A 19,523-nucleotide genomic window follows, 5' to 3' on the forward strand; every position below is an offset into this window, starting at 1 on the left:
TGAGATACTACTGCTAATTTAAAGCCTAAATTGTAATCGCACTGAGTACGCTTCTTCTTAGAATTCCCTGAATCTTTCATAAATAAGTCGATTTTGTGTCAACTTATTTCAGGACGAGACAAACAATTAATGTCAAAAGCGTTTAGTTTCCTGAACGCTTTTTTTGTGGTTGATCTTCTTCATTAGAATGTTTCCAAATTGGGTTCTTTTCAAGAATAATTTTGGAAAACAACAAAGAAACTATTGATATTTGCAAAACAAAATGACACAAAATAGAATACATACCGCACCGAAATCGCTGTTTAGTCAGTGTGATTATCGATGGATTAATGAATTATCCATTCGAAACAGGACGTTGTGTAGCTATTTTTAAGCATATTTATGAAGTGATTTAAAACAAAAACTAGATATAACATGAGCGTCCAAGAAATTGGGCGCTTTTTTTATGAATTTTTTTTAGAATAATGAATAAAAGTTAGTTAGTACATAAAGATTAGTATTTGGAAAGTAAGCATCAGGGAGACAAACTATTGCGAGAATATCCAATATCCGTTGAAAAACGGACAGGGATTTCTATGTCTAATTTTAATCGTAACTAACTGATTATCAAATAAATAAATCAAAAAAATATTTGCAGATTTAAAAAGATTTTTCATCTTTGCATCGCAATCAAAACAAAAATAATAATCAAGATTGCACTATTATAAATACTATAAAACATATAAAAATGATACCGAATAGTTCACAACATATTTTAAATCGCCTCTTTACCGAGCAAGGAGAATATTGTTCAGATAAGAACATAAAGGGTGTCTATTTTATAGAAAAGATGGTTATAAGAACATAGCTTATACATACATCAGATATATAAGAAGACGCCTAGACAAGGCGTCTTTTTTTATTGCCATAGTTCATTGACATTTTGAAAACTAAACACATTGACGTGTAGGGTATTTGGATAAAGCATCCCGATTTAACATCGGGAGTAATGTAGGTTCAAATCCTACTACGTCAACATTACGGAGGATAGGCAAATATTGGTTTGTTGTGCTTGTCTGCTAAACAGGTCTGCCATTTTGGTAGTAAAGGTTCAATTCCTTTATCCTCTGCTAAAAAAGGAGGGAGTCCGGTTGGTCGAGGAAACTGTCTTGAAAACAGTCGGGTGTAAAAGCTCCGGGGGTTCGATTCCCTCTTCCTCCGCAAAACGATACTGTAGCTTAATGGTTAGCGCAGATGAGCTGTTATCCATAAAATAGTAGAGCTTGTGCCGGACTTGATCCGGTATTCGAGTCCTACCAGTATCGCAAAGACAAGGTGGCTGAAAGGTTAAGGCTACAGACTGCAAATCTGTTATTTATGAGTTCGAATCTCATCCTTGTCTCAATGATTGGAATAGTATCAAACTTGTTTGAATACTGTGAAAATCCACTTTGTGACTTGATGAGAAGGCGTAGCAATCTCATCCTTGTCTCTTAACTATTGGAAGTATTGAGCAATTGGTTGGCTCGCCGGACTGTAAATTCGGTCTCTTTGGAGCATGCAGGTTCGAGTCCTACTACTTCCACATATTTAGTACCGTAGCACAATGGCTAGCGCACCCGACTGTCTCTTGGGTGTTCGTCCCGATAGCTATCGGGATCGGTACTGCAATAACAATCTAGAGATATAACAATGGTAGTTTACCCGCCTTGGACGTGGGAGGTTGTAGGTTCGAATCCTGCTCTCTAGACAAATTGCTCTGTTTGTATAATGGTAAGTACGCCTGACTTTCTATCAGGAAATAGGGGTTCGATTCCCCTACAGAGTACTTATAGATCTATAGTGTAATGGCTAGCACACAAGATTTTGATTCTTGGGGTATAGGTTCAAATCCTGTTAGATCTTCTGTATGGTGTCTATAGTGTAACGGCTAGCACAGGAGATTGTGATTCTCCAAGATCAGGTTCGATTCCCCATAGACACCCTAATTAAGGAATATAGTTCAATTGGACAGAATATTGGAGTACGATCCCAAAGATGCGAGTTCGAGTCTTGCTATTCCTACTAATCTTTAAAACAATGTTTAATCAATTCATCTAAGTATTATGGAAACTCACTTTACTATTACCAAAAGAAAAAAGAAAAGTTTGAAGCTTTTGATCACTAGAATAGTATCAAAGTGGATTTCGAATTACATCAATGCCATGACAAAAGCTTTATACCCTCCAGAAACTAGAGGAGTAAAAAGTAAAAATGACAGACATCGCACTTTTTATAAATGATTTTTTATCTACGCAAAAAGACTGCGTAGTAAGATTTCATCTTTGTAGTGTAATTGAAACAAGCCCTCCTATTTAATTGGGTATAACTGAGGGTTTGAAGTAGTGCCCTGCTACAAAATAGGGTAAGTAGCAGGGCTTTGATAAAGAACCTCTTTAGCTTAAAACTCAGCGCTGATGGTAAAAGAAGCGTTACAAAATATAAGTTCATTAAAATATCAAGCAAGTCTTGTTGCGTGTTTCTGTATAGCACCATTGTATGAGGTATTGCAATCTTTGTATCATCACTTCATATACAACTTGACTTGAAGGTTTGACTATAACCAAAAATAGTCTCAACTCTATGTGTTGAGGGTTCGAATCCCTCCGGGACGACTATTTTCTAGATTTTATATACGTCCCGTAGCTCAATGGTAGAGCAATAGATTTTTGCGCAGGTTCGATTCCTGTCAAAGCCTCCATTTTTTAGGTTTTGTAGCTCAGTTTGGTTAGAGCACTACACTTTTAATGTAGGATATGGACTGAAAATCCATTTTCAAATGCACAGGTTCGATTCCTGTCGAGGCCACTTTTTTAGGCTTCGTAGCTCAGTTGGCTAGAGCACTACGCTCATAACGTAGGTTAAAAGTTGATCATCTTTTAAAACTGATCGCCAGCCTGTCACGCTGTTAAATATGACGAGAACTGTGATTGCAGATCGGTTGTTATAGTACTCTTACTATACCAACGGTCTCGAATGTACTTTGAAATATTGGTGTTGTTAGTATTCGAAATAGCCACTTTTTTGAACTCAGATTTTAGTATTATATAATCTTTTTAAGACGATATACTCTTTCATCTCATTTCTTAAAACTGGTTGTAGACAATATAACAAACTAATATTTCCGTACAGGAAAGATGATTTGCTGTCACCGTTTTTCTTGAAGTAGAAATTGCGTGAGGGATAGTAGCGGCATCCTTTTTTAATGACGCATCCTGAGTTGTCACACTGAGCTTGTCGAAGTGTTGTCGAAGGGTAAAAAATTAAAAAAGATATAGCGAATAGCCCGACCTCTTTGTAGTGTATACGAAAAAGAGGACACGCCCAGATAATATACTGTAAGAAAGGACTATACCCGTGGTTCTGGATTGAAGTAGACAAGGTCTCCGTTACAGGAATTGTCATCTAATGAATGTTTAACCCACCTGTCATACGGACAGGTTTAAAAAGTAAAAAAATGAAAAGAGTAAGAATTAATGCGGGCAGAGTAGGTTTAGTTTTCAAAAAAGGAGATTACCATCGTGTAGTTACCAAAGGAATCCATTGGTTAGGATTTAATGAGAGAGTTATACAATATGACCTTACTAAACCTTTTGCAGCACCAGTAGCACTGGAACTCTTACTACAAGACAAGGAGTTGGAGGCCATGTTACACGTAATTGAAGTAAAAGATAATGAGATCGTATTGATGTACGAGAATGGGAACTTTAAAAATACATTGGCAGCAGGTCGTTATGTCTACTGGAAAGGATTGATCGATTATGAATTTACTATAGCAGATTTAAGTAAGATTTATATTACCGAAAAGATTGATAAATCATTGTTTAGCCACTATGCATTGAATCAATATATCAGAGCTTTTGAAGTAGCTGCCTACGAAAAAGCAGTATTGATTGTAGATGATGTGTATGCTAAAACTCTAGAAAGTGGTATTTATCGTTTCTGGAGAAATGATACCTCTATCAAGATTGCCAAAGCAGATTTACGTCAATTGCAATTAGAAATTGCAGGTCAGGAATTGTTGACTAAAGATAAAGCAGCTGTTCGTATCAACTTCTATACACAGTATAAAGTTGTAGATATTGAAAAGACTTTATTAGATAACAAAGACTACGAAAAGCAATTGTATATCGCCATGCAATTAGTATTACGTGCTTATGTAGGTACCTATACGTTAGATGAACTTTTGGAACGTAAAGAAAGTATTGCACAAGCAGTATTTGAAGATACCAAAACAGAAGCAGCCAAACTAGGTGTAAAAATTCTAAACTGTGGTATCAGGGATGTGATCTTAACCGGTGAAATGAAGGATATTATGAACCAGGTACTGGTAGCGCAAAAAAGAGCTCAGGCCAATATCATTACGCGTCGTGAAGAGACCGCATCAACCAGAAGTTTGCTAAATACTGCCAAACTTATGGAAGACAATGAAATGCTCTACAAGCTTAAAGAAATGGAGTATGTAGAAAAAATCGCCGACAAAATTGGTGAGATTAGTGTCTCTGGAGACGGTGGTATGGTAAAACAATTGAAGGACATATTCTCTGTGAATAGGTAGGTGTGAAAAGAATGCACTGGTTTTTATAGCTGGTGCATTTTTATTATAACTTCATATATAACTCAACAAATAGTTAAACAACAATAATTCCCATAAACTCTTATTTGAGAGAAACAAACGTAAACCATTCCCATACTTGCGGTAAACCAAAACAGACTGAAAGTAACACTCAAAAGGGAAAACATATCATGAATATTATTATCAAACAAATTGAAATCATTCAACGAATTGATCAGTTAATTCGATTGCAGGCAACGGGTCCACCAGAGTATTTTGCTTCTCGATTAGGGATATCCAAAACCAAATTGTATCGAGTAATTGGAGTGATGAAAAAACTAAATGCTCCGATTGAATATAATATACATTTAGAAAGTTTTGTTTATGTCGAGTCTGTAGCCTTTACTTTTGGGTTTTATAGAAAAGACTAAAATCCAAATTAAGTAATGTAGAGAGGTTAATCTATCTTTTGCAGCAAAGGATTAAACGCCTTTGAAGCCACAATTACTTTATCTCCAATGACCATTGTTTTTATCTCTGTTTCTTCCGCAACTATTTTCACAAAATTTGTTCCTATCAAAACGGTAACAATATAAATCACGTCTTCTTTTTTTATTTCAACGATCTCACCCGAAAACTGAAATTTACCACTCATTTGTTTGGTTGTAAATACTTCGATTGGGTTGCCTTGCTTGACGATTTTCCCGTTTTTGATGATAAACACTCTGTTTGACATTTTTATAACTTCCCCGATTTCATGACTTATAAGTAATGTCGTTAAATTATACTGTTTATGTACTTTAAGGACATAGTCTTGTAGTTTAGCCCGCATCATATTATCTAATGCAGATAGCGGTTCATCCAGCATTAAAATCTCAGGTTTCCTTACTAAGGCTCTTGCTAAAGAAACACGTTGTTTTTGCCCTCCTGAGAGTTTTTCGGGTTTGCGATCTTGCAAGTCACCCAGTTCGATAATCTCTATTAATTCGTTTATAATCTGATTGTTTTGCCCTTTTTCTAAGGCGTATAGCAAATTTTCTTTCACGGTCATGTTTGGAAACAAAGCATAATCCTGAAATACAAATCCTATTTTTCTTTGTTGAGGTTTCAAGGATATCCCTTTTTCGGTATCCAGCCAGGTTTTTTGATGAACAGTAATACATCCCTTATCTGCCTGAAGCAATCCCGCAATCATTCTAAATATAGATGTTTTTCCTGCTCCAGAGTTTCCATATAGCGTAACTAAGCTACCACTTTCGATATCAACATTAATATCTAATAGCATTGTTCCATGCGTTGCGGTCAATTTTTTTTGCAAAGCGATATGTATCATTTCCAGAATTTTTTTAGATATCCTCCATTAACCAAATATACCAGAAGTAAGATACTAAATGTGATCGCAAATAAAATTAATGAATACCAATTTGCTGCATTATAATTAAGTGCTTCAACTTCATCATAAATAGCGATAGAAGCTACTTTTGTTTTTCCGGGCATGTTACCTCCTATCATTAGCACTACGCCAAATTCACCAATGGTATGTGCAAAAGCTAATACGATTCCCGTAAGCAATGATGGTTTTATATTAGGTAAAAGTACTTTAAAAAGAGTGGTAATTTTGGATTTCCCCAGTACATGAGAGGCTTCTGTTAGTGATGAAGCCAGATTTGAAAACCCAGCCTGGATGGGATGAACCATAAATGGCAAACTATACAAAACAGATGCAAAAACAAGCCCTTCAAAAGAAAAAATAAGTCGTAAACCCAGATGTTCATCTAACCAACTTCCAACAGTGTTGGCAGGACTAAAAGCGACTAATAAATAAAACCCCAAAACGGTCGGAGGTAAAACAAGGGGCATACTAACCAAAGTTTCAAATACTGGTTTTATTCGCGATTTAGTATACGCTAACCAGTAGGCAATAGGGATAGAAATGATCAACAATAAAATGGTCGTTATCAATGCGAGTTTAAACGTTAATAGTAAAGGTTGCCAATCCATCATTTTGATAACATTATTTCGGTAGTTTTTATCATAGCGGTAACGTGTTCTCCAACTTTTAATTGAAGTTGTTGAGCCGCATCAGAAGTGATAATTGCGATTATTTTTCCGATTGCGGTATCTATGGTTAATTTACTTAGTAGTATTCCCTTTTCTATATCCAGAATTTCTCCTATTACTTTATTCTGTATGCTAACAAGGTGATCCATGCTTTTACCAATAACAACTTCTGTTTCTTTAAACATTACTTTAACAAGATGTTCCTGTTGTAAATAAGCAGCAGTATCTTGAGTTTCTATAACAATCGTATTAAAAAAAATAGATCCGATTTGTAGCGTAACCAAGGATATACTACCATGGGTTTTTATAGCCGTAATTTTTCCTTCAAGAATATTCACTTAAGTATATTTATACGTTATAAAAATACATTAATTAAAGATGTGTTATGGTGATTATTATCTTTTTACTGAATAGCCATAATTTTCCAGGATTTTTTTAGCATTAACAGAGAGTAAAAAATCGTAAAAAGCTTTAGCATTAGCTTGTTTTGAAGGATTGCTTTTAAGAATTACAACTCCTTGGTTTACAGGAGAATATTGAGTGGTGTTAATATCAGTCCAATTTCCTTTACCTTTGATTTCGGGAGATAATACTATTGATTTTGATGTAAATCCAATTTCTGCTGATTTAGAAATGATAAACTGGTTGGTTTGCGATATACTCTCTCCGAATACAAGTTTATCTTTAATATCTTCATAGATATCGTGTTGTTTTAGTACTTCTATGGCAGCATTGCCATAAGGAGCTGTTTTGGGGTTTGCAATGGCTATATGTTTTATTTTCGAGCTTTTAAGGATGTCGATAGAAGGGTTTATGTCATCGATCATAGACCACATCACCAATTTTCCATAAGCATAGACTTTAGGTTTGTTAGTAGTATACCCTGATTTAAATAATTCGTTAGGATATTTCATGTTGGCAGAAACAAATATATCGAAGGGAGCTCCTTCTTTAATTTGTGCGGTGAGTTTGCCTGAAGAGCTAATTATTAGATCACATTCGATACCAGTTTGATGGGTAAACTCTTTTGATAATTCTTTCATGGCAAATTGCATATTCGAAGCAACCGCAATATGTAACGTATTGCTTTGTTGCTGTGCACAAGCAATAATTAGTAGTGTGCCAATAAAAATCAAAAATCGTATTTTTTGCATTAGCCCCGCTTTTTGGCGATTAATGTATTTAACTTTTAATGAAGGCTTATCACTTTGGTAATTTTCCAACCCTTATTTGTAAGCTCCCACATGGTTATAAATTTACTTGGGATAGATGGAGCATCAGGTTCTTGATTATTATGAAACTTATGAAAACCTATTTGAACGGCACCATATCCTTTAATGGGATAGACCTCTATACTTCCTTCAATTAATTTTCGAGAGACTTTACCACAAATATTTTTCTCTATAGAGCTAATAACATCTTTTTTTGAAGTCATTACACCACCCTTGTCATGAAAAAATTCAACATTTTCAGAATATAATGAGGCCTGTTTTTTTAAATCACAGGTGTTAAATGCGTCAAAATATTCCTTGTCCATTAAAACAATAGTTTCGTACAATTCTTTATCATCAGGCACATATTTTGGTAGTAGATCAGTAGTGTTATCTTTTTTAGAAGTGCAGGATAAAAAAGAAATAGTAAAGAGTAAGGCGATAAAGGTTCGCATAGTAGGTTTCTTATTTATACGTTTATCGACAAATCTAATAGTTTTGTATTAATTTATTAACTGTTTATTACCGTATTTTCAGAAAATATAAACTCACTTTTTACTTAAGGCAAGTTGAATTCCTAAAAAAATAAAAAGCACACCTGTGGTTTTATCGAGCCAGAGTTTTATCTTTTTGTTTTTTCTAATCTTACCGGCTAATCTTGCCGAAAAGAACGCTAGTATAAGACACCATGTTGTACCTGTAGCTACAAAGGTTAGCCCTAAAATTAAGAACGGTAATGCACTGGTAGCATAATTAGAGTCTATAAACTGAGGTAAAAATGCCAAGAAGAAAAGCGCTACTTTAGGGTTAAAAAGGTTAGTTAATATGCCTGATAAATATACTTTTGAATAGTTCTGGGTTCTTGCGTTTTCCAGAAATGGTTCCTTGTTATTTGTGGATTTAGAAACTAATGATTTAATACCTAAGTAGATAAGATAACCAGCACCTATGTATTTAACAATACTAAATGCTACAGCAGATTTTGCTAAAAGAATGGATAATCCCAAAGCGGCAAAAATACAATGTAAAAACGCTCCAGACGAAATACCAAGGGCAGAGACAATTCCTGATTTTTTTCCTTGAGAAATACTACGACCCAAAATATACATAGTGTCTGCACCAGGTGTAAGATTAAGTATGATTCCTGCTAAAATGAATGTGCCAAAATTTAGTATTCCAAACATAGTCTTAGTTTTAGATGATTTTTGATATTCAAAATTATAGCTTCTGATGATCGTGGTGAAATCGAATCATTGGTTTATATTTGTTTTTTCGATAGAATATTCTTTTTTAGTTTAAAAAAACCAATGATTATGTTGAAAGATGATTTAGATTGGAAGATATTAGAGTTATTGCAAGAGAATGCACGTTTGTCTTTTGCTCAGATAGGTAGAGTGGTAAAGCTTTCGCCTTCTGCTGTAGCAGAGCGAGTGCAACGCATGGAGGATACAGAGGTTATTACAGGATATAGCACACAGGTAAATCCTTTAAAATTGGGTTGGTCTCTTTCTGCATTTATTATGATGAGTGTAAATAGGATTAACTTTCAATCATTTACAGATACCCTAAGTGAATACCCCGAAATGGTAGAATGTACTCGTGTAACTGGGAAAGATTGTCTTATTATGAAATTTCATGTTAAAGATAGCAAGCATTTAGAGGATGTGATTAATCGATTAGCAATGCATGGCGATCCTACTACATTACTCATTTTAAATGAAGTGAAAAAAAATGGTAAAATAACACGTTGTGTATAGTTTATATATCCTTCCAAAGTCTCATAATCAATTAGATAATATTCTTAAAACGACAAAACTTACCTTTAATCGAAGATTGATCTTTTAATTCAAAGCAATTTTCATATTTCAAAAACGAGAAGCATACTTTCGACCTATGTTCCTAAAAAAGGAATATTCAAAAAAGTGTGAAGTGAACGATAATTTAAATATTTCTGATATAAGATTAATCATACGCAATTTGATCACCTTTATTGTGGTCGAAGGAAAAGGGTATGTAAATGACGCACAAAAAAGGGATTACGTTTCTGAGTATTTATTAGTCTTGGTTAAGACCATTAATCTAATAGATGAACAAGAAGAATATTCTGTGGTAGAAGATATAGCCAACGATATTTCGAATTACCTAAAGTAAGGAACCACTGGTTGGTTGTTTGTTTTTATGTTGATTGGAGAAAGCTTTCTTAGTGAATTAAGGAAGCTTTCTTTTTTTATGTAATAATAACTTTTATATATTAAGCGTTTAAATATCCAAATCTATATCACAGTGAATGAACAGGATTACATCGAAAGGCTAAAGAGAGATAATAAGTTACTACAGGATAAACTCGATAAAATTAATAAGGGTAAGCAGAAAAAGAGGAGGTTTAGATGGTGGCTCTTAAAAAAATCCAGTATCCCGGTTTTTGGCAATCGACTTAAAAATAGTATTAGTAATGCCATCAATGAATATAAGGAGTATAAAACGGTTTCTGTAGATACTGTTTCTGATGTATCTTCGAGTGTTATTTGGCGAATCACAAGAATAGGACTATTTGCTTTTATGGTTGCCGTAATACCTGCATCGGTGTTAATTTTTCAGACGAAGTTATTAATGAATCAAAATAAGTTAATCACTAGTCAGAATAATCTCGTAGAGGCAGATCGAAGATCATCATTGGTCTTTGTAATGGGAGATGTTTTAACAGATTTTAATGAAGAACTTAAATATAAGGGTACAAATAGCGCACGTAACATTAGCAAAACGTTAGAGGCAAGGATAATAAGTCTTTGTATGGCAATGAAACCTTATCGTTATATAGAGAATGGTAAGTTAATCGAGAAACCAATTAGTCCAGAACGAGGGCAGCTTTTATTTACCTTGTTAAAAAGTGATTTGGGATCAGAATCTTCACAAGATATCCTCAACTCTTCAGATTTTAATTACACAAATTTGAGAAAGGTTAATCTGGGTAGGGGAGTAAACTTAAAGTACGCCAGATTAGATTATTCTGATCTTACCGAAGCACAGATGCCAGCCGCTAACCTTGAAAGAGCTGAGCTTAAAGAAGCACAAATGAGTAAAATTAATCTATCTGATGCAATTCTTAAAAGAGCTAGATTGAATAATGCTAACCTGCAAAAGGCTGAATTATTAAGTGCAGATCTAACCAATGCAAATTTGTTTGGAGCGGATCTTAGTGGTGCCGATCTTTCTGAAGCTACCTTGTGGGGAACCAAATTAGAAAATGCAAATTTAACAGATGTAATATTAGATAATGCCATCGTTGATAGACAAGATTGGATGGATTATATATCTGATCTAGAAGGATCCGGAGATATAGAGGATCGCTATAGAGTTAAAAAGCAGGGAAAGAAGCAGTTTGTTCTAGTTCCAAAAAAATAATGTATCCAGTGTGTAATATTAGTCTTTTTTCTGGAAAATAAGATGGTGCACTTTGACTACTAACCAGTTTCCGGCTGGGAAATATAATGCAAAAAATAAGGCCATTCCTAAACTAAAATTTTGTGGATTAAACATATGATCTAGAATATTGTTTGGGTATACATATGAAGTTTGAAGCCAGTATCCTAAAAACTCAAGTAATCCCATAGCGACTAATCCATATGCATATTGGTCAATAAATTTATACTCTTTTAGTAGTATAGAAATAGGAACCATATAAAGGATATAACAAGTAATTACCTGCCACCAATAGGTAAATCTTGCAATCTCCATTTCTGCTCCAAAACGATTCATCCCTAACCCCCATAGAAAATAAATAAGGATATAGGTTAGAATAAGCGTTTTTGGGGCCTCTCTTAATCTTTTTATACTATCGTCTAGTAGGTCTTTCATTCGTGTAAGTCTATTTGTGTGATGGTGCGGAAAAAAGGTTTTTTTGTGATTTTAAATTCCTTAATGGCACTGCTTTGTATAATTCTTTTTAGTTCTTTAATGGAGAAAGCTCTTTGTATTGCTAACATACCATCTTTTTTTGCAATATCAGAAATTGGAAGCACAAAACTAACAAATCTAAATAAGTGGTATGCAGTCTTATTTCTATAAAGCTCACTAAAAATAATATGCTTTACTTTTTTGGACTGAATTTTTCTTAAAAAATCAATAAGATCATTATCATTAAAATGATAGATAAAGTGACTACTTATTAATATATCGCAATCTGGTACCGTAAAATCTTTATCCATGATATCGGCGGTTGTAAAATCAATATTTGCTATGTCTAAATTGTTTCGTGTTGCATACGATATACTTGTTGGGTTACCATCAATACCGGTAAAAGTTACTTTAATCCTATGTCTTTTTAATTTTTTAGAAATAAACCGAATGCAATCTCCGCCACCACAGCCTAGATCTATGATGTGAAATTCTTTTTTAGTAGAATTTGCTTCACAGTAGTTTAGTATTGCTGTACCCAATTGTCTGTGATTACCAAGAAAGGTATTGATTAGTTTTAAACTAAACAACGTTTTTTCAAGAGTACTTCCTGATAATGATAAGTCATCAAGTTGTTCGGCTTTATGAAGTCGAATATTGGGATTCACAATATTATATTAATTAATAATGAAGGATATTTTAGTCCCTAGAATAGTAATAACTTTACAAAAAAAAGAAATAATATGAGTAAAGAGGTTATAAATGAAATAATTCGGAGTAGGAGATCGATTTTTCCTCCTCAATATAATAATAAACCTGTTTCTAAAGCATTTATTCAAAATTTGTTAGAGAATGCAAATTGGGCCCCAACTCATAAACTGACTCAGCCATGGCGTTTTAAAGTTGTACAAGGAGAAGCGAAAGATCGTTTGGGGATATTTTTATCAGATACATATACCGACATCACTTCGAATGAAGATTTTTCTCCGTTTAAACATAAAAAGATTCTTAATAATTGTAAATCAGCCAGTGCAGTACTCATAATATGTATGCAAAGAGATCCGAAGAAACGGATTCCAGAGTGGGAGGAGATAGCTTCTACAGCGATGGCGGTTCAGAATATGTGGTTAACTTGTTCTGCAAATGGGGTTGGGTGCTACTGGAGTAGCCCTAAATTGATTAATTATATGGATGATTTTTGTGATTTTGAAGAAGGGGAACGTTGTTTAGGATTCTTTTATATAGGGAATTATAACCAGGAAGAAGAATTAACATCAAAACGTAACCCTGTAGAGGATAAAATCAAATGGTTAGACTAAAACAAAAAAACCATCCCGAAAGGGATGGTTTTATTATAAGTCAAAGACCTATCTTGTTTAGCTGTAATATTACTGCTGAGTCATTTTAGCAGCAAGTTCCTGCATTTTCTTAGAGCTTGCAGTCATATAATCAGTCCATTTTTGGGCATCTTCTCCAGATAATTTCCCAGAAACTTCTTGAGCTTTTTTCGCAAGGTCTTGACCTTTTGTACTAAGTCCGGCAAAAGCAGTCATGTCTTTACTTTCAACGATTTTTTCGTACTCAGCCATATACTCTTGGTAGGCGTTAACGTACTCTTGTACAGCAGGGTCGCTAAAAGTAGGCACACCATCAGCAGCGCTTTCTACTTTTTCTGCAACTTCTTCTACCTTTTCTGCAGCTTCTTCAACAACTTCTTCTGCTTGGTCAGCAGCTTCTTCTGCTTTGTCTGCTGCTTGTTTACAAGAAACAACCGATAAAAACATTAGAGCTAGAGCTCCTAAAAAAAATTTTTTCATAATAAATAGATATAGTTATTTGGTTACTTAACGTCAAACATAATACTTTATTTCGTCTATTCGAAATTTAAAATGGGGAAAAAGTACACACACTCAGCGTTAGTATAGATGGCTTAATTGTAATTCTATCAAACAACATAGGGATTAACCCTTGAAGATTGAATATGATTTTTAAGTATTCTAAAAACCTCATCCATGTCTACAAAAATTTGATAATCAGTAAATCTTAGGACTGTAATTCCTAATGAGGAAATAAATAACTTCTTGGGAGCATCTTGATTATGTATGTCTAGAAACTCATGAGCATATCCATCTATTTCAATAGCAACTCTTAGCTTGGGGCAATAAAAATTGAAGTTATAATGACCAATCTTTTGATTGAGCACAAAATGATACCCTTTCTTATTTAATTCCTGTTCAAGTATATCAATGGCTCTTGTGGTATTATTTAAAGAATGACGAACAACTTCTTCGGATACTTTTTGATATAAAGGAATGCTTTGTGAAGACATAATGGTTAATTTTAGTAGTAATTTTTCCAAATTTATGGAAAAATTCCATAAAAAATGAAATATAATTATGTTAAAATTGGAAATATTCCAAAAAAATGTATCTTTGTTTAAGTGATTATCCCAAACAATAGTTAGAAGTTAAATACTTATTTATGGTTAAAAATTAAATTGTAATTTTATGGATAATACGGCTGACCAAACCATTAAGCGTTTTAAACAAATTCGCGAAGAGAACCATTATACCCAATCTGATTTTGCACAGGTTTTACAGATTAAAAACTCAACTGCAGATATCGAACGAGGTAAGACAAAAATTTCAGGGAAAGTTGTTACACGATTGTTGCAACAATTTAACATCAATCCACTTTGGTTATTTGGTGAGAGTGATCAAAAAAGATTAGAATTGCATAACGGTAATGTTGCTCCTAAGGTAATTACTGTGGATTCTGTAAATAATGAGAATATAGTTTTGGTGAATGTTAAAGCCGCTGCTGGATACCCTCATAATGTTCAGGATTTAGATTGGTATCAACAGTTGCCGGCATTTGATATTCCGCTTCCAGAATATCGAAATGCCACATACAGAGGATTTCAGGTAGAGGGTGATAGTATGTTACCTGTTTTAGAGCCCAAAGAATGGGTGATCGGGAAAGCGGTAAATAATCTTTCTGAAGTAAGTAGTAATGCCATTTGTGTTGTTATATTGGAAGATAGCGTAGTGGTAAAGAAAATCAGAAAAAATGAAGATGCTTCAGTAATTACACTGATTTCTATAAATGCAGAATATTTACCATATACCATTAATACTCATCAAATTGTTGAACTTTGGGAGGTAAATAGCAAATTGAGTTTTAATATTGATGCAAATTCGGATACCGCTACGATGAAACAATTACAAGAGGCAATGTTAACATTAACTTCAGAAGTGAGAAGCTTGAAAAATTAGTAGATAAACTCTAGTTTTTTTGCATGTTCTATCGCTTCATCAGAAGTATGTACAAGCAAAATAGGGCAGGAATCAAAAGATTGTATAAGCTTTTTTATTCGCTTTTCTTTTCGTCGATGGTTTACATTTCTTAAATAAATTGCTAAAATACGCCCGGGATGCTCTTGTGCAATTTTAGTATAAATATCTGCGTCCTTTTCTCCACAATCCCCGATCAGGATAAAATTCATATCCGGATACATTTTTAAAAGATTTAAGATCTCTGATTGCTTATGAGGGATTTTAGGTTTTGGTGTTTTGTCAAAAGGGGTTCTAAAATCTCTAAGCAAAATAGGGCCTTTTGGGAAGTGATTTTTTTTAAAAAAAGCACTTAAATAGTCGTATAAATTCCAAGGACTATTACTTACATAGAAAAAGGGATTAATTTGGGTGCTGTTATTTTTTCCGAAATGTAGCTTCTTATAAAATTTTACGGTTCCTTCAATTGCGGTTCTCTTATCAAAATTTTTAAAAAAAGTATTCGCGATTACCCTCCATTTAAAAAAAGAAGCGACACCAGTATGTAAAATAGTATCATCTATATCACTTATGACTCCAAAGTCGGCCTGTTTAGATGGAATAAGCATTTGACTCGAAAAAGAATTATTATTGTTTATTTTTTTATTAATACTGTCCTTTTTGTAAGAAGCTGTATAGGTTGTCCAACCTTCATTATTTAAGTATTCTGGTAATGTTGAGATGTCTAATTCGAGGTGATAGTATCCCTCGTGATCTGTAACTGTTTCTATAACATGCCCATTGGGAAGTGTAAGTAAAATGGGTGTATTTCTAATTTCATCACTTTCAAATTGCCTGTAAATGTTTCTTAAGGTTTTAAAAACACCTTGATTGGCACTAAAATCTATATTTTCATCTTCAAGAGCTCTTCCGGTGGCGCTAAAAAGTGTATTAGTGCCATATCCTAAGTAGGTATTGATACGTAAAGCTTTCTTCTTGAACATGAAAAAAAGTAGATTTTGACATAAAAATAAACAACCTCGCTCAAAGGAACGAGGTTGTTTAGATATAAATTTTTAGTTTTTATTTCAAAGAAGCTTCATTGTTAGCTTCTGATTCGTTCAATTTTTTAATTTCAATTTTCTCTTCAGAAGTATCTTTTGAAGATTGAACAACTTCTACAGCGTTATTTGCAACAGCAGTTTCTTCTTCGGTATGTCCTCCTAAAATTGGAGCAATAACCAAACCTACCAAACAAGTTAATTTAATCAAAATATTCATAGAGGGTCCCGAAGTATCTTTAAATGGATCACCTACGGTATCTCCAGTTACTGCTGCTTTATGAGCATCAGAACCTTTGTAGGTCATTTCGCCATTAATTTCTACACCAGCTTCAAATGATTTTTTTGCATTGTCCCAGGCACCACCTGCATTGTTTTGAAAAATAGCCCACATTACACCCGATACACAAACTCCAGCCATATAGCCTCCAAGAGGTTCTGCACCAAAAATTAAACCAATAATAATAGGAGTAATGATTGTGATTAGTCCTGGCAAAATCATTTCTTTAAGAGCTGCTTTTGTGGAGATATCTACGCATTTTGCATATTCTGGTGTTCCTGTTCCTTCCATAATACCAGGAATCTCTCTAAACTGGCGACGAACTTCCTGTACCATTTCCATGGCAGCTTTACCAACAGATTGCATCGCAAGGGCAGAGAAAATTACAGGAATCATTCCACCTACAAATAACATTGCCAATACATCTGCTTTAAAAATATTAATACCATCAATTCCTGTAAAAGTAACATAAGCTGCAAATAATGCTAACGCCGTTAACGCTGCAGATGCAATTGCGAATCCTTTACCAACTGCAGCTGTTGTATTTCCTACAGAATCTAAAATATCGGTACGTTCTCTAACTTCTGGATCTAATTCACTCATTTCGGCAACACCTCCGGCATTATCTGCTATTGGTCCAAAGGCATCAATAGCTAATTGCATAGCCGTTGTTGCCATCATAGCAGAAGCAGCAAGGGCTACCCCATAAAATCCAGCTAATTCATATGAACCATAGATTGCAGCTGCGAATAAGATTACAGATAAAAATGTAGATTTCATTCCAACAGCAAGTCCAGCTATAATGTTTGTTCCGGCTCCAGTAGAACTATTCTGAACAATATCAAGTACAGGTTTTTTACCCAAACTCGTATAGTAAGAAGTTACCATCGAGATTAATGCTCCTACGGCAAGGCCTATTAGGGTAGAATAAAATACATTCATCGAAGATACTTCTTTTATTCCTTCACCAAAGAAACTCATTTGTAACGTTTCTGGAAGCATAAAATCGATAAGAAAGTAACTTGCAATTACGGTTAGAATAATGGAAGCCCAATTTCCTAAATCCAAAGCTTTTTGTACTTGTGCTTCTTTAGCATCATTATTTTTGATACCTACTAAGAATGTTCCTATTATAGAAGCAAGTATGCCTACTCCTGCAATTACTATGGGAAGAAGGATAGGTCCCATATTACCAAAGTTATCGGTAAATTGAGTTGTTTGTGACATATCTCTTACCAAGTAATTTCCTAATACCATAGCGGCTAGTACTGTAGCTACATAGGATCCAAATAAATCTGCTCCCATTCCTGCAACATCACCAACATTATCACCAACATTATCTGCAATAGTAGCAGGATTACGTGGATCATCTTCTGGGATACCAGCCTCTACTTTACCTACAAGATCAGCACCTACGTCGGCTGCTTTAGTGTAAATCCCACCACCAACACGAGCAAAAAGGGCTATAGATTCTGCCCCAAGTGAAAATCCAGCTAATGCTTCTAGTACAACGGTCATATTATCATAAAAAGAACCTTCACCGTCCATAAATTGATTAGTAAAGAACATAAAGAATAAACTTAACCCTAAAACGGCAAGTCCAGCAACACCAAGACCCATAACTGTACCACCGCCAAAAGATACTTTTAATGCTTGTGGCAAGCTTGTTTTTGCTGCCTCGGCTGTTCTTGCATTGGCATCGGTAGCAATACGCATACCTATGTTACCAGCAAGTGCTGAGAATATGGCTCCAAATACAAAAGCGGGGACTATCATCCAGCTTGTTGTGGGTACTAATAGTGAAATCCCAAATAATGCCGCAGAGGCAATGATAACAAAAATCACGAGTAATCTATATTCTGCCGCAAGGAATGCCAAGGCTCCTTCTTTTATGCTTTTAGATATTTCTTGCATTTTTTCATTACCAGGAGCTTGTTTTTTTACCCAAGCCATCTTGATAAACATAAAAAGTAACCCCAAAATCGCCAATGCTATTGGCACAAAGATCATATTTGATTCCATTAAATATTTTTTAAGTTAATTAGTCGCTAAAAGTAGTAAAAATACCCTAAATACAAAAAGCACAATATTTATTATAAAATATTGCGCTTTTATATATTTTTTGGATCAAGAAATATCAGATAATAAATAAAAAAGAAGTAATACTGTTAAAATGATTTTAGGTGATCGAGGTGATTTTTCTAATCACAAATTTTTTTATTGGTTTTTGGGCTAAAAGTAGAAAGGCTTTAGTGTTAAATTGTTTTTTATAAAATAGACATGTGTACTTCAGATCTATAAAAAATAAAGTGTTCAATACATTAGAATCATGTTGAATACACTTCTCCTTAGAGTTTCCTGAATGTTTTATAAATAAATCGTTTTTGTGTCAACTTATTTCAGGACGAGACACAGATATAATAAAAAAAGACACTAATATATTTAGTGCCTTTTTTAAATAACTGATATAAAGGTTTTGTTTAAGCGATGCTAAACAATCCTTTAGGCTTATCTTCTAGCTCTTCAAAGCGTTTTACACAAGCTTTAATAATTTCTTTGGCTTCATCAATATTACCCCATCCACCAACATCAACTTTTTTCTCTTCTAAATCTTTATATACCTGGAAAAAATGCTCTATTTCTTTTATTAAATGCGGATTCATTTCTTTTAGGTCTACTAATCTGTTTGCTATTGGATCAGATATTGGTACACATATGATTTTTTCATCAGGACCTTTTTCATCTGCCATATGGAAAACACCAATAGGTTTTACTTCCATTACACATCCAGGGAATGTAGGTTCGGTAACTAGTACTAATACATCTAGTGGGTCACCATCTAACGCTAATGTTTCTGGTATAAAACCATAATCAGCAGGATACATCATAGATGAAAATATCATACGGTCATATCGTATCTTTTTTATATCAAAATCGTATTCATATTTATTGCGGCTCCCTTTTGGGATTTCGATAAGTACGTCAAAGCTTTCTTTAGTAGCTGCGCTCATAATTTTTGTTTTCTATTTAATGGGCGGCAAAGATAGGTATTACAAGGGGTTAGATAAAATTTATCTAAAGAAATTCTCATATTTTTTACGAAATGTTAATGTAAAGGTAAACTATAACGTTTGCAGTCTATATGAAATTAATTGCTTTTGCTCTATTGTA

Annotated in this window: 19 protein-coding genes, 10 tRNA genes and 1 pseudogene; 17 read left to right on the top strand and 13 right to left on the bottom strand. The window is 34.1% G+C overall.

The window, feature by feature from the left end; genetic code table 11:
* Positions 1 to 939: 939 nt before the first annotated feature.
* The 12 genes from ABW637_RS09590 to ABW637_RS09645 all read left to right on the top strand — a co-directional run bounded on the left by ABW637_RS09590 (position 940) and on the right by ABW637_RS09645 (position 5,004).
* Positions 940 to 1,015 (top strand) — tRNA-Leu (locus ABW637_RS09590).
* A gap of 6 nt (positions 1,016 to 1,021) precedes the next feature.
* A tRNA-Ser gene (locus tag ABW637_RS09595) sits at positions 1,022 to 1,109 on the top strand.
* Positions 1,110 to 1,117: 8 nt separating this feature from the next.
* Positions 1,118 to 1,200: transfer RNA gene (locus ABW637_RS09600), tRNA-Ser, on the top strand.
* Positions 1,201 to 1,308: 108 nt separating this feature from the next.
* Positions 1,309 to 1,381 (top strand) — tRNA-Cys (locus ABW637_RS09605).
* A 100-nt stretch (positions 1,382 to 1,481) separates the two neighbouring features.
* Positions 1,482 to 1,564 (top strand) — tRNA-Tyr (locus ABW637_RS09610).
* A gap of 93 nt (positions 1,565 to 1,657) precedes the next feature.
* Positions 1,658 to 1,729 (top strand) — tRNA-Pro (locus tag ABW637_RS09615).
* 6 nt (positions 1,730 to 1,735) lie between these two features.
* Positions 1,736 to 1,807: transfer RNA gene (locus ABW637_RS09620), tRNA-Glu, on the top strand.
* A gap of 5 nt (positions 1,808 to 1,812) precedes the next feature.
* A tRNA-Gln gene (locus ABW637_RS09625) sits at positions 1,813 to 1,884 on the top strand.
* A gap of 86 nt (positions 1,885 to 1,970) precedes the next feature.
* A tRNA-Arg gene (locus ABW637_RS09630) sits at positions 1,971 to 2,043 on the top strand.
* Between the two features lie 683 nt (positions 2,044 to 2,726).
* A tRNA-Lys gene (locus ABW637_RS09635) sits at positions 2,727 to 2,826 on the top strand.
* Between the two features lie 649 nt (positions 2,827 to 3,475).
* A complete protein-coding gene (locus tag ABW637_RS09640; protein ID WP_367584471.1) occupies positions 3,476 to 4,576 on the top strand; it encodes a slipin family protein in 1,101 nt (366 codons plus the stop codon).
* Between the two features lie 188 nt (positions 4,577 to 4,764).
* Entirely contained in the window at positions 4,765 to 5,004 is a 240-nt protein-coding gene (locus tag ABW637_RS09645) for a hypothetical protein (protein ID WP_367584472.1), read from the top strand.
* 26 nt (positions 5,005 to 5,030) lie between these two features.
* Here ABW637_RS09645 and ABW637_RS09650 read toward each other — a convergent pair whose 3' ends face one another.
* The 6 genes from ABW637_RS09650 to ABW637_RS09675 form a co-directional block, all read right to left on the bottom strand.
* A complete protein-coding gene (locus ABW637_RS09650) occupies positions 5,031 to 5,906 on the bottom strand; it encodes an ATP-binding cassette domain-containing protein (protein WP_367584474.1) in 876 nt (291 codons plus the stop codon).
* Positions 5,903 to 6,574 carry a molybdate ABC transporter permease subunit gene (gene modB / locus ABW637_RS09655; protein ID WP_367585286.1) on the bottom strand — a complete coding sequence of 224 codons (672 nt, stop codon included), beginning with the start codon at positions 6,572 to 6,574 and terminating at the stop codon, positions 5,903 to 5,905. The genes ABW637_RS09650 and modB overlap by 4 nt, the downstream gene beginning before the upstream one ends.
* Positions 6,574 to 6,972 carry a TOBE domain-containing protein gene (locus ABW637_RS09660; RefSeq protein ID WP_367584475.1) on the bottom strand — a complete coding sequence of 133 codons (399 nt, stop codon included), beginning with the start codon at positions 6,970 to 6,972 and terminating at the stop codon, positions 6,574 to 6,576. Before ABW637_RS09660 ends, modB begins: the two co-directional genes overlap by 1 nt.
* Before the next feature lie 57 nt (positions 6,973 to 7,029).
* Entirely contained in the window at positions 7,030 to 7,788 is a 759-nt protein-coding gene (modA, locus tag ABW637_RS09665; protein WP_367584476.1) for a molybdate ABC transporter substrate-binding protein, read from the bottom strand.
* 35 nt (positions 7,789 to 7,823) lie between these two features.
* A complete protein-coding gene (locus ABW637_RS09670; RefSeq protein ID WP_367584477.1) occupies positions 7,824 to 8,300 on the bottom strand; it encodes a nuclear transport factor 2 family protein in 477 nt (158 codons plus the stop codon).
* 93 nt (positions 8,301 to 8,393) lie between these two features.
* The gene (locus tag ABW637_RS09675) at positions 8,394 to 9,029 is read right to left on the bottom strand and encodes a LysE family translocator (protein WP_367584478.1); all 636 of its coding nucleotides are present in this window, start codon (positions 9,027 to 9,029) and stop codon (positions 8,394 to 8,396) included.
* Between the two features lie 129 nt (positions 9,030 to 9,158).
* Between ABW637_RS09675 and ABW637_RS09680 the strand changes: the two genes are divergently transcribed.
* The 3 genes from ABW637_RS09680 (at position 9,159) to ABW637_RS09690 (ending at position 11,247) form a co-directional block, all read left to right on the top strand.
* Positions 9,159 to 9,602 carry an Lrp/AsnC family transcriptional regulator gene (locus ABW637_RS09680; protein WP_367584480.1) on the top strand — a complete coding sequence of 148 codons (444 nt, stop codon included), beginning with the start codon at positions 9,159 to 9,161 and terminating at the stop codon, positions 9,600 to 9,602.
* A gap of 172 nt (positions 9,603 to 9,774) precedes the next feature.
* Complete coding sequence (locus tag ABW637_RS09685; RefSeq protein WP_367584481.1) at positions 9,775 to 9,996, top strand: hypothetical protein; 222 nt, start codon at positions 9,775 to 9,777, stop codon at positions 9,994 to 9,996.
* Positions 9,997 to 10,128: 132 nt separating this feature from the next.
* Positions 10,129 to 11,247: a pentapeptide repeat-containing protein gene (locus ABW637_RS09690; RefSeq protein ID WP_367584482.1), complete on the top strand. Its 1,119-nt coding sequence runs from the start codon at positions 10,129 to 10,131 to the stop codon at positions 11,245 to 11,247.
* An 18-nt stretch (positions 11,248 to 11,265) separates the two neighbouring features.
* Here the strand turns inward: ABW637_RS09690 and ABW637_RS09695 are convergent, their stop codons facing one another.
* Together ABW637_RS09695 and ABW637_RS09700 are read right to left on the bottom strand one after the other, a co-directional pair.
* Positions 11,266 to 11,700 (bottom strand): hypothetical protein, encoded by a 435-nt coding sequence (locus tag ABW637_RS09695; RefSeq protein ID WP_367584484.1) that lies wholly within the window; start codon positions 11,698 to 11,700, stop codon positions 11,266 to 11,268.
* Entirely contained in the window at positions 11,697 to 12,407 is a 711-nt protein-coding gene (locus ABW637_RS09700) for a methyltransferase domain-containing protein (protein ID WP_367584485.1), read from the bottom strand. Before ABW637_RS09700 ends, ABW637_RS09695 begins: the two co-directional genes overlap by 4 nt.
* A 75-nt stretch (positions 12,408 to 12,482) precedes the next feature.
* Here ABW637_RS09700 and ABW637_RS09705 point away from each other — a divergent pair, with 75 nt between their 5' ends.
* Positions 12,483 to 13,058 (top strand): nitroreductase family protein, encoded by a 576-nt coding sequence (locus ABW637_RS09705; RefSeq protein WP_367584486.1) that lies wholly within the window; start codon positions 12,483 to 12,485, stop codon positions 13,056 to 13,058.
* Positions 13,059 to 13,127: 69 nt separating this feature from the next.
* On the opposite strand, the gene ABW637_RS09710 is transcribed toward ABW637_RS09705, so the two are convergent.
* Positions 13,128 to 13,556 carry a hypothetical protein gene (locus tag ABW637_RS09710; protein WP_367584487.1) on the bottom strand — a complete coding sequence of 143 codons (429 nt, stop codon included), beginning with the start codon at positions 13,554 to 13,556 and terminating at the stop codon, positions 13,128 to 13,130.
* 128 nt (positions 13,557 to 13,684) lie between these two features.
* Positions 13,685 to 14,068 carry an endonuclease domain-containing protein gene (locus tag ABW637_RS09715; protein ID WP_367584488.1) on the bottom strand — a complete coding sequence of 128 codons (384 nt, stop codon included), beginning with the start codon at positions 14,066 to 14,068 and terminating at the stop codon, positions 13,685 to 13,687.
* Positions 14,069 to 14,246: 178 nt separating this feature from the next.
* Here ABW637_RS09715 and ABW637_RS09720 point away from each other — a divergent pair, with 178 nt between their 5' ends.
* Positions 14,247 to 15,014 carry an XRE family transcriptional regulator gene (locus tag ABW637_RS09720; RefSeq protein ID WP_367584489.1) on the top strand — a complete coding sequence of 256 codons (768 nt, stop codon included), beginning with the start codon at positions 14,247 to 14,249 and terminating at the stop codon, positions 15,012 to 15,014.
* Here ABW637_RS09720 and ABW637_RS09725 read toward each other — a convergent pair.
* The 3 genes and pseudogenes from ABW637_RS09725 to ABW637_RS09735 all read right to left on the bottom strand — a co-directional run bounded on the left by ABW637_RS09725 (position 15,011) and on the right by ABW637_RS09735 (position 19,363).
* Positions 15,011 to 16,015 carry an App1 family protein phosphatidate phosphatase gene (locus ABW637_RS09725; protein ID WP_367584490.1) on the bottom strand — a complete coding sequence of 335 codons (1,005 nt, stop codon included), beginning with the start codon at positions 16,013 to 16,015 and terminating at the stop codon, positions 15,011 to 15,013. The genes ABW637_RS09720 and ABW637_RS09725 overlap by 4 nt on opposite strands.
* Positions 16,016 to 16,184: 169 nt before the next feature.
* Positions 16,185 to 18,374: pseudogene (locus ABW637_RS09730) on the bottom strand (sodium-translocating pyrophosphatase); the annotation flags it as partial.
* Positions 18,375 to 18,832: 458 nt separating this feature from the next.
* The gene (locus tag ABW637_RS09735) at positions 18,833 to 19,363 is read right to left on the bottom strand and encodes an inorganic diphosphatase (RefSeq protein ID WP_367584492.1); all 531 of its coding nucleotides are present in this window, start codon (positions 19,361 to 19,363) and stop codon (positions 18,833 to 18,835) included.
* Positions 19,364 to 19,523: the final 160 nt, after the last annotated feature.

The organism is Aquimarina penaris, from assembly GCF_040786285.1.
GTDB lineage: Bacteria > Bacteroidota > Bacteroidia > Flavobacteriales > Flavobacteriaceae > Aquimarina.

Bases quoted from the DNA above. Each gene is read 5' to 3' on its own strand.
- ABW637_RS09645 (WP_367584472.1), top strand. From the start codon at position 4,765: ATGAATATTATTATCAAACAAATTGAAATCATTCAACGAATTGATCAG.
- ABW637_RS09695 (WP_367584484.1), bottom strand. From the start codon at position 11,700: ATGAAAGACCTACTAGACGATAGTATAAAAAGATTAAGAGAGGCCCCA.
- ABW637_RS09735 (WP_367584492.1), bottom strand. From the start codon at position 19,363: ATGAGCGCAGCTACTAAAGAAAGCTTTGACGTACTTATCGAAATCCCA.
- ABW637_RS09680 (WP_367584480.1), top strand. From the start codon at position 9,159: ATGTTGAAAGATGATTTAGATTGGAAGATATTAGAGTTATTGCAAGAG.
- ABW637_RS09705 (WP_367584486.1), top strand. From the start codon at position 12,483: ATGAGTAAAGAGGTTATAAATGAAATAATTCGGAGTAGGAGATCGATT.
- modB (WP_367585286.1), bottom strand. From the start codon at position 6,574: ATGGATTGGCAACCTTTACTATTAACGTTTAAACTCGCATTGATAACG.
- ABW637_RS09725 (WP_367584490.1), bottom strand. From the start codon at position 16,015: ATGTTCAAGAAGAAAGCTTTACGTATCAATACCTACTTAGGATATGGC.
- ABW637_RS09670 (WP_367584477.1), bottom strand. From the start codon at position 8,300: ATGCGAACCTTTATCGCCTTACTCTTTACTATTTCTTTTTTATCCTGC.
- ABW637_RS09710 (WP_367584487.1), bottom strand. From the start codon at position 13,556: ATGAAAAAATTTTTTTTAGGAGCTCTAGCTCTAATGTTTTTATCGGTT.
- ABW637_RS09715 (WP_367584488.1), bottom strand. From the start codon at position 14,068: ATGTCTTCACAAAGCATTCCTTTATATCAAAAAGTATCCGAAGAAGTT.
- ABW637_RS09650 (WP_367584474.1), bottom strand. From the start codon at position 5,906: ATGATACATATCGCTTTGCAAAAAAAATTGACCGCAACGCATGGAACA.
- ABW637_RS09675 (WP_367584478.1), bottom strand. From the start codon at position 9,029: ATGTTTGGAATACTAAATTTTGGCACATTCATTTTAGCAGGAATCATA.
- ABW637_RS09720 (WP_367584489.1), top strand. From the start codon at position 14,247: ATGGATAATACGGCTGACCAAACCATTAAGCGTTTTAAACAAATTCGC.
- modA (WP_367584476.1), bottom strand. From the start codon at position 7,788: ATGCAAAAAATACGATTTTTGATTTTTATTGGCACACTACTAATTATT.
- ABW637_RS09640 (WP_367584471.1), top strand. From the start codon at position 3,476: ATGAAAAGAGTAAGAATTAATGCGGGCAGAGTAGGTTTAGTTTTCAAA.